Origin of the sequence: Bacillus sp. B1(2022), assembly GCF_040259625.1 — a bacterium.
GTDB lineage: Bacteria > Bacillota > Bacilli > Bacillales > Bacillaceae > Bacillus > Bacillus velezensis.
Genome location: NZ_JANIFO010000010.1, coordinates 35,939 through 50,800, shown reverse-complemented (window position 1 = coordinate 50,800; position 14,862 = coordinate 35,939). Strand labels below are relative to the sequence as shown.

Genomic DNA, 14,862 nt, shown 5'->3' with positions numbered 1-14,862 from the left:
CCCTCCTCATCTGTTAAAATCCGTTTTGATCCGAAACGGATTTGAACCAGCGGCCGCTTTTTTTGACGGTCCGTTCGCCCCCGTTTTCCAGATTGACAGATACAAAGCCGTAGCGGTTTTTATAAGCATTTGTCCAAGACCAGTTGTCCATGAAAGTCCACAGGTGATAGCCTTTTACATTTGAACCTTCTCCGATGGCCCGATGCACCCATTTCAGATGTTCCTGGATAAATTCAATCCTGTAATCATCCTGAATGATGCCGTTTTCATCGCGGAAGCGTTCCTCGCCTTCAACTCCCATGCCGTTCTCAGAAATAAAACACTCGATATTTCCGTAATGTTCTCTGAGATTGGTAAGAATGTCGTAGATTCCTTTTTCGTAAATTTCCCACCCGCGGTGAGGGTTCATTTTCCGGCCGGGCATGACATACGGATCGAAGAAACGCTCAGGCAGAAAAGGGGCATGCGGATTCGGAACATGTTCTTTTGCCTTGACGCGCCTCGGCTGGTAGTAGTTCACGCCTAACAGGTCGACCGTATGCTCCTGAATGAGGCGGAGATCTTCTTTCTCATAATGCGGCAGAAAGCCTTCCGCCTTGAGAATCTCGACAAGCTCCTCAGGAAATTCGCCCTTTACGGCGGGATCTAAAAATGAACGGTTGAAAAAGGCGTCGGCAATCCGGGACGCTTTGACATCTTCAGGATGTGAGCTTCTCGGATAAGAAGGCGTCAGATTCAGAATGATTCCGATTTGTCCATCCTGTTTCAATTCTCTGTAGGCTTTGACAGCCCTTGCATTCGACAGCAGGGTATGGAAACCGGCCTGCACCGCTTCTTGAAAATTAACGTGATTCGGGTAGTGAAAGTCGTATAAGTAGCCGCCTTCAATCGGCACAATCGGCTCGTTGTGAGTGAACCATTTTTTCACCTTGTCACCGAATAGCGAAAAGCAGGTTTTGGCGTAATGTTCAAACGCGTCAACGGTGTTCCGGCTGACCCAGCCCCCCTTCCGCTGAAGGGCGAGCGGCATGTCAAAGTGAAACAAATTGACAAACGGCTCAATGCGATGGGCAAGCATTTCATCGATGACGTCCTGATAAAACGCGACCGCTTTCTGATTGACCTCGCCGGTTCCGTCCGGAATCAATCTTGACCAGGAAATAGACAGCCGGAAGGAGTTATGGCCGATTTCTTTCATCAGCCGGATATCCTCCTTGTATTGATCGTAAAAACGTGACGTGTCGCCGGGGCCGACGCCGTTAAAAAAACGGCTCGGCTCTTTTTCATACCAGTAATCCCATATGTTTTGGCTTTTTCCGTCTCTGTCAGCGGCGCCTTCTGTTTGGGTGGCGGAGGCGGAAGACCCCCACCAGAATCCTTCCGGAAAACGATATTGAATATTTGATTCAGTCAATTGATTTCTCTCCCTTACTGCGATTTTGATTACATACTCATGCTGTCATCCCGGGCATGCTGCTCGGTCTCAGCTTCTTTTTCCTTTGCCATGTTTAATTTGTCCAGCGCTTTAAGAAACGGGAACCAGATGACAAACACAATACAGAGGTTGACCAGCTGCATAATGCCGCCCATGACGGAATTGGTCGCCATAATCCCGTTAATGAAAAGGGGGACGGTCCAAGGCACGGTCACGCCGGTAGGAGGGGGCACGATCCCCGCCGACATGGCCAGGTAGGTGACAAGGGTGACAACCATCGGTGCGATCACCCACGGAATGATAATGATCGGGTTCATCACGATCGGCAAACCGAAAATAACCGGCTCATTGACGTTGAAAATGCCTGGCGCGAGACCGAGTTTGGATATCTGTTTCATCTGTTTGCTTTTCATAAAAAGCAAGATGGCGATCACTATGGCCAATGTCATTCCGGTTCCGCCCATTCCGACGGTGTAAATCTCCATAAACGGCTTAGAAATAATATGGGGAATCTCTTTTCCCGCTGTATATGCAGCTAAATTTTCGACCTGTAATGTATTCCAAATCGGGTCCATCACGGAATTGATAATGATTTGTCCGTGAAGTCCGAAAAACCATAAAATCTGAATAAAGAAAACAGCGATTAATGTAGGAATGATGCCGCTTCCAAGTCCGACAAGCGGGGCTTGAACCGTATGATAAATGACATCATGCAGATTGGTGTGAAAGATCTGGGTGACAGCCGCATTGATCAAGAGGAAGACGGTAAGCGTGATAAAAGCCGGAATCAATGCGGCGAACGATTTAGCAACAGCCGGAGGAACACCGGCAGGCATCTTAATCGTTAAGTTTCTCTGGACGATTCTTCTGTAGATTTCACCTGACAAAAACGCGGTCATCATGCCGAGAAACATCCCTTTTGCTCCAAGCCGGTCAACCGGAATGACGCCTGCGACCGCTTTGCCCGTTTCCGGCTCTAAAACGAACGGGGTGAGCAGCAGAAAAGAAACCAATGCGATCGCTCCGCCGAATACGGCCTCCACTTCGTAGCTTTTGGAAAGGTAATAGCCGATCCCGAAGACGACAAAAATGGACATAATCCCCATCGTCGCCGTCGAAGCGCCGCCAAATCCGGATTGAAAGACAGACAGGGCGGAGCTGCTCATGATTTTGTTTAAAAACGGCAGGTTCGTCAGCACGACGAACACCGAACCGAAAATGGTCAGCGGAAACGCCAGCATAAAAGCATCCCGTAAGACTTGCAAGTAGCGGTTATTGTTTAATTTTCCCGCGATCGGAACAAGGAATTGGCTGATTTTCTCAAACACGTCTTCACCCCCGGCTTTTTATAAATTCTTTGATTGAAATAAGTCGAGCATTTCTTTGACGAGCTCTTTCATTGAAAGCGCTGACATTAAGTGATCTTCAGCATGCATAAAAAGCAGAGAGACATCCGTTTTGGCGCCGCCGGCTTCTTTTTGAATCATCTGAAAATGGATGTCGTGCGCTTTCCCCAGTTCTTCTTCAGCCTTTGTCAGAAAGGAGTCTGACTCATCTGTCCGGCCGTCTTTATATGCGCGTATCGATTGAATAATATTGCTGCGGGCATTGCCGCTGTGAAGAATCAGCTGAAAACTGATCTGTTCATCCGTGTACGTTTCCATGCTTATCGCCTCCTTTATTTGTTCTCTATCAAGGCAACGGCCTGTTCGTATGCTTTTTTGCCGTCTCCCATGCCGTAAGCCATCATGTCAATCACATCAACGGTGATGTGAAGCGGGTCCGCCTCTTTTTGAAGCTCACCTTTTAAAAAACTCATCTGCGGGCCGATCAGTACGACGTCTGCATCTTTCATCGCTTGTTTTGCTTTATCCTGTCCGACTGCCCAAATCTCGGCTTCCTCACCGATGGAGCGGGCGTAATTCTGCATTTTCGTAACAAGAAGGCTGGTGGACATGCCTGAGCTGCAGGCTAATAAAATTCTTTTCATGAGGAATCCCTTCTTTCATAAAGTTAAAACGTTTTCATGAATATTATAATCTTTTGAAATTAAATGTCTATACTTTTAAAATATAAAAGTTTTACTTTTCGGATTTTTGACACAAAAAAACCTTTTAAGATTCAACTTAAAAGGTTTTTCATCTCAAGCGAGCCATAACAGCCATAAATAAAGTCCGATCAGGGTGATGAATAACGTCGGAATGGTTAATATCAGACCTGTCTTGAAATACATTCCCCAGGAAATTTTCACGTTTTTCCGGCTCAGCACGTGGAGCCATAACAACGTCGCCAGCGACCCGATCGGCGTAATTTTCGGCCCGAGGTCCGAACCGATAACATTCGCGTAAATCAATGCTTCTCTCATCAGCCCGTGAGTGCCCGTTCCGCTGATGGCTATGGCGTCAATCATCACCGTCGGCAGGTTATTCATAACGGAGGAGAGGATCGCCGCGATAAACCCCATTCCGAGTGTGCCCGCAAACAAACCGTGATCCGCCGATTTCTGTATAAGCTGAGAAAGAAGATCCGTCAGTCCGGCATTCCGCAAGCCGTACACGACAACATACATGCCGACAGAAAAAAACACGATGGCCCACGGGGCGTCCTTGATGACTTGTTTTGCAGGGACGGCGGGGCTTCGCTGCGCCAGAATGAGAAAAATGACCGCGATGGAGCCGGCAACGAAGGAAACGGGTATCGACAGCAGTTCGCTGACGAAATATCCGATCAATAAAACGGCCAGCACAGCCCACGATAACCGGAAAAGGCGTTCATCCTTAATCGCGGATGCCGGATGTTTCACAAGACCGGTGTCATACCGTTTCGGAATGTTTTTTCTGAAATAGAGATACAGCACCAAAATGCTTGCCGCCAGAGAAAAAAGGTTGGGCACCAGCATGCGTGATGCATATTCAATGTATCCGATATGAAAGTAATCGGCGGATACAATATTGACCAAATTGCTTACAACGAGCGGAAGCGAGGTGGTGTCGGCGATGAATCCTCCGGCGATAATAAAAGGAAAAACCAGCTTTTCAGGTAAATTCAAAGCCCGCACCATCGCCAGTACGATCGGGGTCAAAATGAGCGCCGCTCCGTCATTGGCAAACAGGGCGGAGACAACAGCCCCTAAGACCGACACATAGAGAAACATCCGCAGCCCGCTGCCCTTGGCCGCCATGGCCATATGCAGCGCGGCCCACTCAAAAAAACCGATACTGTCAAGAATCAATGAAATGATAATAATGGCGATAAAGGCAAGTGTCGCATTCCAGACGATTCCCGTCACTTCCGCGATATCGTGCAGGCTGACTGCTCCGGCGATCAAAGCGAGGACCGCCCCGCCGCAGGCAGACCAGCCGATTGATACATGTTTCGGCTGCCATATGACAAACACAAGTGTCAGCACAAAAATCAGCGCTGATAAAACCGCAACTCCCAAGATATATCCCCCTTACCGGCATGTAACAGTGACTTCTTTTTGCCGCAATGTCTGTAAAACTTCGTCCTTTTCATCTATCTGCTGCAGAATCGAGCAAACCAGCGCGTATTCCGGACCGGACGGATGAATGGCATAGTACCGCCACTGACCCTCGCGTCTTTCCCGCACAAGGCCGGCGTTCTTTAACTTCCGCAAGTGCTGGCTGATGCCGGGCTGACTTATATGAAAAATAGCTGTCAGCTCGCAGACATAATATTCCTTATCCTTCAGAAGCTTCAGCATCAAAAGCCTCGTCGGGTCGCTTAGAAGTTTGAGGCACTGGCTGATCCCTTCGGAACTTAAAGCATGATGCCTCCGTTCCATGCGCTCACTCCTTTTTTACACTATTATATAAGCAGATGTTTATATAAGTAAACGACAATATAAAAAAGCCGGCCTTGCACTTTTTGCAAAACCGGCTCATGTTTATTTTTGGAACAGTTTTTTCGCTTCATCCATTGCTAATTTATTTCCCAGTGCTGAATAATCAAGCCAAGGCTGATCGGCAATTTTATAGACGTGGTTTGCTTTCACGGCCTTCAGCCCTTTCCATACAGCGCTTTTTTGCAATTCTTTATAGGCTTGCTGTGACTTGTCGTCTCTGTTAACGACGACGAAAATCGCATCTGCGTTGTAATCAGGCAGCACTTCTTGAGAAATGACTTCATAAGGGCGGGAGGTGTTCATTTCTTTAATGCCGTCAGCCGGTTTCAGCTTCAGATCGTCAAACAGAATCGGTCCCATCGGACGGCGTGTGCTGAAGACGCGAAGCTCTTTTGCGTTCACGCGGATCGCCATGACTTTGGCGTTTTTCCCTAATTCCTTATTCATCATGGATCTGACTTGTTTTGTTTCATCTTCGTAATCTTGAATAAATGTTTTCGCTTCTTTTTCACGGTTGACGATTTTTCCGATATCTTTTAAATGATCGCGCCAAGTGCCTTTATCAAGGTCGAAAACGTGTGTGTTTCCGATTTTCTTGTATTTTGACACATCTTTCCCCGCAAATTCTTTATCAAGATAAATGTTGTCTGGATTCAGCTCAAGTAAAGCTTCCATATCCGGGTCTGAGGCAGGTCCGAGTTTTTTCGTGTCTTTCAGCTGATTTTTCACATGAGGGAGAAAATCTTTCAATTCTCCGCCCACGACGGAACCGGCAGGTGTAACGCCGAGAGCCAGCAGATCATTTGTCAGGTGAATGGACATCGAAGCGATTTTATGATCGCCGGATTTCTTTTTTGACTCCGGCTGTGTTGAATCGGATTGGCAGGCAGCCAATAAGAAAATACACATGAAACTGACGAGCGCAATTATTTTTTTCATGGGAATACTCCTTGTTTTATGATTTGATTTTCATGACGAGATAGAGAAAATACGGCGCGCCGATGGCTGCCGCAACCACGCCGGCCGGAATGGCGTTCGGCTGAAACAAAGACCGGCCGATGGTGTCTGCCGCGACAAGAATGACGAGTCCGATTAATCCCGCAATCGGGATAATATGCTGATGCATGGTGCCGACGAGCCGTCTTGCCAAGTGAGGGGCGGCAAAGCCGATAAAGCCGATTCCCCCGGCCATCGCGACGCTCGCGCAGGACAAGCCGACCGCTATGGCGATCAGCATGATCCTTTTTCTCTGCACGTGTGCGCCGAGCCCCGCGGCTGCCTGGTCACCGAGCATTAAAATATTCAAAGAGCGGGCGTTCAGCCATGCAAGCGGTGCGAGAATGCCGATCCAGGGCAATAGCGACCACACGTGAATCCAATCCCTGCCCCAGACGTTTCCCACCAGCCAGCGGGAAGCGAATGTATAAGTTTCTTCATTCAGGCGCAGCGACATAAACAATGTAACGGCGCTGAAGCCCGCGGAAACGGCGATCCCGACTAACAGCATGCGGATCGTTAAAAAACCGTTCAGCCTGTCGTACGTAAGCACTACGATCAGCAGGGCGGCGAGTGTTCCGCCCGCAAACGTAAACAGCGGGATGAACATCGATGCCTGCGCCTCCAGGGAATGAAAGAACGTGATATACATCATCAAACCGAAGGAAGCGCCGGCATGCAGTCCGAGAATGCCCGGATCGGCAAGCGGATTTCGGGATACACCCTGCAAAATAGCGCCCGACACTCCTAAACCGATGCCGGCCAGCATCGTCACCAGAATCCGGGGAAGCCGGTAATCGAATAAAACGGTTGTGCTTTGAAACGTGCCGTATCCGAACAGCGTTTTTCCCACCGTGAGAGGAGAAAGCCGGAATGAGCCCGTATGCAGCCCGATCAGAATAATGCAAACGGCGATGACCAGCAGAATGATTCCTGCCGCCGCCGCTTTTTTTGTTTCTTTCTGCACTTTCATTTATAAGTCTCTCCCTTCCTTGCGGGCAATATAAAGAAAGAAAGGGACACCGACAAGTGCGACCATAATGCCTATCGCCAATTCCCTCGGGGGACTGACCGTGCGCGAGGCCAGGTCAGCCAAAATCAATAGAATCGCGCCGAGTAACGCGGACATCGGAATAATCAGCCTGTACGTAACGCCGACGATCTTTCGCGCGATATGGGGAATGACCAGCCCGACAAAGCCGATCGCGCCGGCAGCGGAAACAGACACACCGGCAAGAACGACGGCGATCATTAATCCGGCGGCACGCGTCAGAGCCGTGTTCACCCCTAAATTCGCCGCCACGTCATTTCCCATTGAGAGAAGGGTGACGGACCGGCCCATGAATGTCGCGAGAATGATGAAGACCGCAATCACGGGAACAAGGACTTGTAGATGAGCCCACTTGATCCCTGACACCCCGCCGGCGTACCAGAAGGCCAAATCCTGGCTTAAATCGTAATAAATCGCCACACCGGTACTGAGTGAATGTAAAAGAGCGGCCACGACCGCCCCGGCAAGCGTCACTTTTAAAGGTGTCATGCTGCCTTTTCCCGCCGCACTGATAAAGAAAATCAAGCCGGTGCTTGCCAGTGCTCCCAAAAATGACATCACCATCAGCAGGGCGTATGACAAATGAGGGAAAAAAGCAAAACTGAGCGCAACAACAAACATGGCGCCCGCGTTTACGCCTAAGACACCCGAATCGGCAAGCGGGTTTCTCGTGACACCCTGCATGAGGGCGCCGGCTGCGGCAAAAGCGGCTCCTGTAACGGCCGCCCCGAGCACCCTCGGAAGACGCAATTCATGAATGATCTGCTGGCCCGTTATATTCGGATTGTAATCAGCAACAGCCGACCAAACCGTATGTAAAGTAATGTCTTTCGCGCCGAATGAGACGGCGAAAAAAATAGATACAAGCAGCCCGGTCACCGCGATCAGGAAGAAAACCCCGTTTTTTAAGATGCTGATCAGACGGCTTGCGGACCTGACAGAATCGCTCAAAAATCAATTCACCTTCTTTTATGATCATTGTCCGGTATTTATTGAACATGAGAATCATTTTCATTTGAACCATCATATTATACCGAGCCGATTTTCAAAACGCAATAGAGCGTTCAACAATAATGTCCTTTTTTCTCTCATGTTTATATTGTAAAAAAGAAGTGAAAAACGTGAAAGAGGAAATCGCTATATTCAGAAAGGAGGGAGGCAAATGGCGGGAGAACGAAAGCCTTTGCCGATTGAATTTTACCAGAGACCGTCAGTGGAGCTTGCCCCTTTATTGCTCGGCTGTCTCTTGGTGAAGGAGACGGATGAGGGAACGGCTTCAGGTTTTATCGTGGAAACGGAAGCTTATATGGGAGCGGAAGACCGGGCGGCGCACAGCTTCGGCAACCGGCGCACGAAACGGACGGAAATTATGTTCCATGAGGCGGGCCGCATTTATACATACGTCATGCACACTCATACATTAATGAACGTCGTCGCCGCGGACATCGGCATTCCGCAGGCCGTGTTAATCAGGGCGGCGGAGCCTCATGAAGGACAGTTCCTGATGGAGAGCAGGAGACCGGGCAGACCCCCGAGAGAGTGGACAAACGGCCCGGGAAAACTGACGAAGGCGATGGGCATTTCAATGAACGACTACGGCGGCATGATCACGGAACCGCCGCTGTATATTACGGAGGGCTTTACGCCTGAGCATATATCAACAGGCCCGAGAATCGGGATTGACAACAGCGGAGAAGCCCGGGATTATCCGTGGCGCTATTGGGTGACGGGGAACCGGTATGTCTCACGCTGACCATGTTTATAAACGCTGATAACAGGGGAAAGACAAGGTAAAAGAAAGGGGATTCAGACATTGAAAAAATTTTTCAAAACGATTATCAAATGGGCGCCCGTCATCTATCCGATCATCAGAAAAATCATAAAAGAACGGAAGGCATCTAAGCGGAACCGCATGTCCGCATCCCGAACAGCCGGCTGATCCGGCTGTTTTTTTACGGGCTTGGCATCGGATTGCCGCATTGACTTGAAATCCTCCCCATTATAGAATTTACATACATTTACCCCTTCCTCATTCTTTTTGCCCGTTTTTCACGTCTGCATCTGATCTGATAGGAGGTTTTTCTCATGCTTCATGGGCGGCTTCGTGAACTTTTGCGCTTGCTTTTAGCTGCTGAAACACCGGTTACAAGCTCAGTCATCGCTGCAAATGTAAAGGTAACGACGCGGACGGTCCGCAATGACATAAAGGAACTGCAAACCATTGTAGAAAAACACGGCGCATCCATTCAATCTGTCAGAGGGAGCGGCTATAAGCTGCTGATCCGGAATGAGCAGCCGTTTAAAAACTGGCTTCAGGACAATTTCCAGCAGAACAGCACCGTGCCGATTTTTCCCGATGAACGGATAGATTACCTTATGAAAAGAATGCTTCTGGCCGACGGCTACCTCAAGCTGGATGACTTGGCGGAAGAACTATTCATCAGTAAATCCACACTTCAATCTGATTTAAAAGAAGTCAAAAAACGGCTCCGCCCCTATGACATCATTTTGGAAACAAGGCCGAACTACGGCTTTAAGCTGCGCGGCGAAGAGCTCCGCCTCCGTTATTGTATGGCGGAATACTTAGTGGACGACCGCGAGCCTGAGCCTGATCTCCTGAGTGAAAAGGCCGGTATTCTGCCGAAAGACGACATTCATGTGATCCGCACAGCCATTATGAAGCAGGTTCGAAACCATAAGATCCCGCTTTCTTTCTTCGGCCTGAACAATCTCATCATCCATATCGCCATTGCCTGCAAACGAATCCGGACAGAAAACTATGTATCTCTCATTCCGGAAGATCTTCATGATATTAAGCTTGAAACAGAATATCAGTCAGCGGAAGCCATCGTAAAAGAGCTTGAATCTGCGCTTTCGGTCACCTTTCCCGAACAGGAAACCGCCTATATCGCCATTCACCTGCTCGGGACAAAGCGCATGACCCAGTCACAACTGGAAGGAAAAGAGCTTACAAGGCTGATAGACGGGGAAACCAGCCGTTTGACGGAGGCCATGATCGAAGCCATTGAGCGGGAGCTGAAGCTCGGAATCACGGACGACAATGAGCTGAAAGCGGGTCTTGCGCTTCACATCAAGCCGGCGATTAACCGAAACCGGTACGGAATGAACCTGAGAAACCCGATGCTCTCCGCCATAAAGGAAAATTATCCGCTCGCATTTGAAGCGGGAGTGATTGCGGGAATCGTGATCAAGGAGCAAACCGGCATTGATATTCATGAGAATGAGATCGGATATTTGGCGCTTCATTTCGGAGCCGCCATTGAAAGGAGAAAGACGGAACGGCCGCCTAAACGCTGCTTGATTGTCTGTGCGTCCGGCGCCGGCAGCGCACAGCTTTTAAGAGAAAAGCTCCGTTCCCGGTTCGCAAAGCGTCTTGAAATCGTCGGAACGGCTGATTACTGCAGCCTTGACCAGCTTTCCTTTGAGTCGATTGATTTTGTGGTCAGCACAGTGCCGATCAAAAAAGACCTGCCCGTTCCCGTATTAAAGGTTCATACGCTGTTGGGCGGCGGGGATTTTACAAAAATCGACGCCATGCTGGAAGAAAAGCGGGAACAATTGAACTTTCTGAAACCGGAGCTGGTATTTTTGCAGCAGGATCTGGAGACGAAGGAGGACGTCATCCGTTTTCTCGGACAGCAGGTTGCAGAAGCCGGCCTCGCTTCTGATTCTCTGACCGATTCTATTTTTGAAAGGGAAGCGATTTCTCCTACGAGTTTCGGCAATCTTACGGCGATTCCGCACCCGCTCGTTCCGCAGACAGACACGACGTTTTGGGCGGTATGTACGCTGAAGAAGCCGATTGACTGGGCGGATAAGCGTGTCCAATTTGTCTGCCTGCTCTGCGTCGAGAAAGAAAGCAAAGCCGACCTCCAGCATATGTACAAATGGCTCGGCGGGATGTTAGATGATCCGGCCGCGGTAAGCCGTCTCTTAAAATGCACAACCTATCAGGAGGTTTTACGAGTATTCAGAGACAAACGATCAGAGAAAGACCGGGATACACCTTTTTTCCGTTAACAGCGGAAAAAGCCTGAGTAGTTATGAAAGCGATTTCATAATATGATGGTACTAACATCGAGACATACAAAATATCAAACTTTCAGGAGGTCTTTTACATGAATATATTACTCGTTTGTGCAGCAGGGATGTCAACAAGCTTACTCGTCACCAAGATGGAAAAAAGCGCGCAGGAACAAGGAAAAGAATATAAAATCTGGGCGGTGTCAGGCGATTCAGTCAACCAGCATATTGATAAAGCGGACGTATTGCTGCTTGGGCCTCAAGTCCGTTATTTGCTTCCGCAGCTGAAAAAATTGGGTGAATCAAAAGGAGTGCCGGTTGAAGTCATCAATACCGTCCATTACGGCACATGCAACGGAGCGGAGGTTCTGAAATCAGCGGAACAGCTCGGAAACGCATCGTAGAAAGGGGCGGGCCGTGTGAATAAGGTGAACCAGTTTTTAGAAGAGAAAGTCATGCCCATTGCCGGAAAAATTGCCTCCCAGCGGCATCTGCAAGCATTGCGTGACGGGATCATCCTCACCATGCCGCTTATCATCATCGGTTCATTTTTTCTGATCATCGGCAACCTGCCGATTCCGGGATATGCGGATTTCATGGCAAAGACGTTCGGAAGCGCCTGGTCTCAAAAACTGCAATATCCGGTTGATGCGACCTTTGAAATCATGGGTCTTGTCGCCGCTTTCGGAATCGCCTACCGCCTGGCCGAAAAATACGGGGTGGATGCATTATCGGCCGGTGCGATATCTTTGGCGGCGTTTCTCTTGGCAACGCCGTACAAAGTTCCGTTTCTGCCTTCCGGCGCCAAAGAGGAAATCATGGTCGGCGGCGGCATCCCGCTGTCTCTCATGGGAAGCAAAGGGCTGTTTGTCGCGATGATCATCGCCATGCTGTCGACGGAAATTTACCGCCTGATCATCCAGCGGAATTTCGTCTTCAAAATGCCGGACGGCGTGCCTCCTGCGGTCAGCAAATCGTTTATCGCTTTAATTCCCGGTTTTGCCGTCATCTTTCTGATCTGGGGCGCGCGTTTAATTGTCGAAGCGACACCGTTTGAAAGCCTTCATAACATTGTAAGCGTTGTACTGGGGACACCGCTCTCGATTCTTGGGGGAAGTCTCGGCGGAAGCCTGATAGCCGAAGCGGTTCAAATGCTCTTGTGGGCGTGCGGATTACACGGGGCGAACATAGTCGGCGGCGTCATGGCGCCGATCTGGTTCGGAGCGATGGATGCCAACCGGATTGCGTTTCAGGCGGGCGATGCGCTTCCGAATATTTTCACCCAGCAGTTTTTTGAAATCTGGATCAACATCGGCGGAAGCGGCGCGACACTGGCGCTCGTGGTCACCATGTTTCTCCGTTCGCGAAGCAAGCAGATGAAGCAGCTTGGGAAACTCGCCATCGGGCCGGCCGTCTTTAATATTAATGAGCCGATTATTTTCGGAATGCCGATCGTCATGAACCCGATGCTTCTCATTCCGTTCATTATCACACCGCTTGTCACACTGGTCCTTACCTATATCGGCATGAGCACTGGCCTCGTCGCCAAACCTGCCGGCATTGCCGTCCCATGGACGATGCCGCCGATTTTCTCCGGCTATCTTGCCACGGGCGGAAAAATATCAGGGGCTGTCATGCAGGCGATTAATATCATCACAGCCTTTATCGTGTACTATCCGTTCTTCAGAATGTGGGATTCGCAAAAGCTGAAAGAAGAAAACGAACTTGAACAATCGCAGGCGCCAGCCGTACAGGGAGACGAAAAAGCCGTGCTGTAGAGAAAGGGAGTGAAACACATGAATGAAAAAATGGAACAGACCATTTTTCAGATCATCCTGCATGGCGGCAACGGCAGAAGCGCATCAATGGAAGCCATTGCCGCCGCAAAGCGGGGGGACAGAGCCATGGCGGAAGAAAAGCTTCAGGAAGCCGCAAAGGAACTGACCGAAGCCCATCATTATCAGACAGAACTGATCCAAAATGAAGCCGGCGGAGAAAAAACAGACATGACGCTTTTGATGGTGCATGCGCAAGATCATTTAATGAATGCCATGACCGTGAAAGACTTGGCCGCTGAGTTAGTCGAGATTTACGAAAAAGTGAGTCTGCAAGGGGGAGCAAAAATATGACAAAAGGAATTAAAATTGTAACGATCGGCGGAGGTTCAAGCTATACACCGGAGCTTGTGGAAGGCATCATTAAACGCTATGAGGAACTGCCTGTCAGAGAATTATGGCTCGTCGACATTCCCGAAGGCGAGAAAAAACTCAATATCGTCGGCACGCTTGCAAAACGCATGGTCGAAAAAGCGGGTGTTCCGATAGAGATTCACCTGACGCTTGACCGGAGAGAAGCTTTGAAGGATGCGGATTTCGTAACGACTCAATTCCGCGTCGGCCTTCTTGAGGCCCGCGCCAAAGACGAACGGATTCCGCTAAAATACGGTGTAATCGGCCAGGAGACAAACGGTCCGGGCGGTTTATTCAAAGGGCTGCGCACCATCCCGATTATTCTGGAAATCGCGAAAGACATCGAAGAGCTTTGTCCGAATGCATGGCTCGTGAATTTCACAAACCCTGCCGGCATGGTTACCGAGGCCTTGCTCCGCTACTCGAATCTCACAAAAGTCGTCGGCCTCTGCAATGTGCCGATCGGCATTAAAATGGGCGTCGCAAAAGCATTGGACGTGGATGTCAGCCGGATCGAAGTGCAATTTGCCGGGCTGAATCATATGGTCTTCGGATTAGATGTTTTCTTAGACGGCGTCAGCGTGAAAGATCAAGTCATTGAAGCCATGGGAGACCCGAAAAACGCCATGACGATGAAAAATATTTCAGGGGCGGAATGGGAGCCTGAATTCCTGAAGGCGCTCGATCTGATTCCTTGCGGCTACCACCGCTATTATTTCAAAACGAAAGAAATGCTCGAGCATGAAATAGAAGCGTCACAGACGGAGGGCACACGCGCCGAGGTCGTACAGAAGGTTGAGAAAGAACTGTTCGAACTGTACAAAGATCCGAATCTCGCCATTAAACCGCCGCAGCTTGAAAAACGGGGCGGAGCGTACTACAGTGACGCGGCCTGCAACCTGATCAGCTCCATCTATAACGACAAACATGATATCCAGCCCGTCAATACGATCAACAACGGCGCGATCGCCAGCATTCCGAATGACTCAGCGGTCGAAGTGAACTGTGTTATGACGAAAGACGGTCCGAAACCGATCGCCGTCGGTGATCTGCCGGTGTCTGTCCGCGGACTCGTCCAGCAAATCAAATCATTTGAGCGTGTCGCCGCTGAAGCAGCCGTCACGGGAGATTATCAAACGGCGCTACTTGCGATGACGATCAATCCTCTCGTCCCGTCAGACTCCGTGGCAAAGGCCATTCTGGATGAAATGCTTGAGGCCCACAAAGATCATCTGCCTCATTTCTTTAAGTCGATTGAAGCATAAGAGCAGTAAAAAAAACC

16 protein-coding genes are annotated in these 14,862 nt (G+C 49.5%); 7 read left to right on the top strand and 9 right to left on the bottom strand.

Annotation, left to right across the window (positions count from 1 at the left end; all coding sequences use genetic code 11):
- Window positions 1-13 precede the first annotated feature (13 nt).
- The 9 genes from NQS30_RS16540 to NQS30_RS16500 all read right to left on the bottom strand — a co-directional run bounded on the left by NQS30_RS16540 (window position 14) and on the right by NQS30_RS16500 (window position 8,268).
- Window positions 14-1,414: a glycoside hydrolase family 1 protein gene (locus NQS30_RS16540; RefSeq protein WP_015240842.1), complete on the bottom strand. Its 1,401-nt coding sequence runs from the start codon at window positions 1,412-1,414 to the stop codon at window positions 14-16.
- A gap of 29 nt (window positions 1,415-1,443) precedes the next feature.
- A complete protein-coding gene (gene celB / locus NQS30_RS16535; RefSeq protein ID WP_012118772.1) occupies window positions 1,444-2,763 on the bottom strand; it encodes a PTS cellobiose transporter subunit IIC in 1,320 nt (439 codons plus the stop codon).
- An 18-nt stretch (window positions 2,764-2,781) separates the two neighbouring features.
- Complete coding sequence (locus NQS30_RS16530; protein ID WP_015240841.1) at window positions 2,782-3,099, bottom strand: PTS lactose/cellobiose transporter subunit IIA; 318 nt, start codon at window positions 3,097-3,099, stop codon at window positions 2,782-2,784.
- A 14-nt stretch (window positions 3,100-3,113) separates the two neighbouring features.
- Entirely contained in the window at window positions 3,114-3,425 is a 312-nt protein-coding gene (locus NQS30_RS16525) for a PTS sugar transporter subunit IIB (RefSeq protein WP_015240840.1), read from the bottom strand.
- A 153-nt stretch (window positions 3,426-3,578) separates the two neighbouring features.
- A complete protein-coding gene (locus NQS30_RS16520) occupies window positions 3,579-4,877 on the bottom strand; it encodes an arsenical efflux pump membrane protein ArsB (protein ID WP_015240839.1) in 1,299 nt (432 codons plus the stop codon).
- Between the two features lie 12 nt (window positions 4,878-4,889).
- Window positions 4,890-5,240, bottom strand: a complete 351-nt coding sequence (locus NQS30_RS16515) for an ArsR/SmtB family transcription factor (protein WP_015240838.1) — start codon at window positions 5,238-5,240, stop codon at window positions 4,890-4,892.
- 102 nt (window positions 5,241-5,342) lie between these two features.
- Entirely contained in the window at window positions 5,343-6,239 is an 897-nt protein-coding gene (locus tag NQS30_RS16510) for an ABC transporter substrate-binding protein (RefSeq protein WP_007407746.1), read from the bottom strand.
- Window positions 6,240-6,255: 16 nt separating this feature from the next.
- A complete protein-coding gene (locus NQS30_RS16505; protein ID WP_064107978.1) occupies window positions 6,256-7,269 on the bottom strand; it encodes a FecCD family ABC transporter permease in 1,014 nt (337 codons plus the stop codon).
- Complete coding sequence (locus tag NQS30_RS16500) at window positions 7,270-8,268, bottom strand: FecCD family ABC transporter permease (protein ID WP_050515808.1); 999 nt, start codon at window positions 8,266-8,268, stop codon at window positions 7,270-7,272.
- 241 nt (window positions 8,269-8,509) lie between these two features.
- Here NQS30_RS16500 and NQS30_RS16495 point away from each other — a divergent pair, with 241 nt between their 5' ends.
- From NQS30_RS16495 to licH, 7 genes are all read left to right on the top strand, one after another.
- On the top strand, window positions 8,510-9,100 hold the full coding sequence (locus NQS30_RS16495; RefSeq protein WP_007407743.1) for a DNA-3-methyladenine glycosylase: 591 nt from the start codon (window positions 8,510-8,512) through the stop codon (window positions 9,098-9,100).
- A 51-nt stretch (window positions 9,101-9,151) separates the two neighbouring features.
- Complete coding sequence (locus NQS30_RS16490; protein WP_369719122.1) at window positions 9,152-9,286, top strand: hypothetical protein; 135 nt, start codon at window positions 9,152-9,154, stop codon at window positions 9,284-9,286.
- A gap of 146 nt (window positions 9,287-9,432) precedes the next feature.
- Window positions 9,433-11,388 (top strand): transcriptional regulator LicR, encoded by a 1,956-nt coding sequence (licR, locus tag NQS30_RS16485; RefSeq protein WP_007407741.1) that lies wholly within the window; start codon window positions 9,433-9,435, stop codon window positions 11,386-11,388.
- Between the two features lie 98 nt (window positions 11,389-11,486).
- Entirely contained in the window at window positions 11,487-11,795 is a 309-nt protein-coding gene (licB, locus tag NQS30_RS16480) for a PTS lichenan transporter subunit IIB (RefSeq protein ID WP_003150863.1), read from the top strand.
- A gap of 15 nt (window positions 11,796-11,810) precedes the next feature.
- Complete coding sequence (celB, locus tag NQS30_RS16475) at window positions 11,811-13,169, top strand: PTS cellobiose transporter subunit IIC (protein WP_015240833.1); 1,359 nt, start codon at window positions 11,811-11,813, stop codon at window positions 13,167-13,169.
- Window positions 13,170-13,187: 18 nt separating this feature from the next.
- Entirely contained in the window at window positions 13,188-13,520 is a 333-nt protein-coding gene (gene licA, locus NQS30_RS16470; RefSeq protein WP_007407739.1) for a PTS lichenan transporter subunit IIA, read from the top strand.
- A complete protein-coding gene (licH, locus tag NQS30_RS16465; RefSeq protein WP_015240832.1) occupies window positions 13,517-14,845 on the top strand; it encodes a 6-phospho-beta-glucosidase LicH in 1,329 nt (442 codons plus the stop codon). The genes licA and licH overlap by 4 nt, the downstream gene beginning before the upstream one ends.
- The last annotated feature ends 17 nt before the right edge of the window (window positions 14,846-14,862 follow it).

Bases quoted from the DNA above. Each gene is read 5' to 3' on its own strand.
- NQS30_RS16515 (WP_015240838.1), bottom strand. From the start codon at position 5,240: ATGGAACGGAGGCATCATGCTTTAAGTTCCGAAGGGATCAGCCAGTGC.
- NQS30_RS16530 (WP_015240841.1), bottom strand. From the start codon at position 3,099: ATGGAAACGTACACGGATGAACAGATCAGTTTTCAGCTGATTCTTCAC.
- licH (WP_015240832.1), top strand. From the start codon at position 13,517: ATGACAAAAGGAATTAAAATTGTAACGATCGGCGGAGGTTCAAGCTAT.
- NQS30_RS16495 (WP_007407743.1), top strand. From the start codon at position 8,510: ATGGCGGGAGAACGAAAGCCTTTGCCGATTGAATTTTACCAGAGACCG.
- NQS30_RS16510 (WP_007407746.1), bottom strand. From the start codon at position 6,239: ATGAAAAAAATAATTGCGCTCGTCAGTTTCATGTGTATTTTCTTATTG.
- NQS30_RS16505 (WP_064107978.1), bottom strand. From the start codon at position 7,269: ATGAAAGTGCAGAAAGAAACAAAAAAAGCGGCGGCGGCAGGAATCATT.
- NQS30_RS16525 (WP_015240840.1), bottom strand. From the start codon at position 3,425: ATGAAAAGAATTTTATTAGCCTGCAGCTCAGGCATGTCCACCAGCCTT.
- licR (WP_007407741.1), top strand. From the start codon at position 9,433: ATGCTTCATGGGCGGCTTCGTGAACTTTTGCGCTTGCTTTTAGCTGCT.
- licB (WP_003150863.1), top strand. From the start codon at position 11,487: ATGAATATATTACTCGTTTGTGCAGCAGGGATGTCAACAAGCTTACTC.
- licA (WP_007407739.1), top strand. From the start codon at position 13,188: ATGAATGAAAAAATGGAACAGACCATTTTTCAGATCATCCTGCATGGC.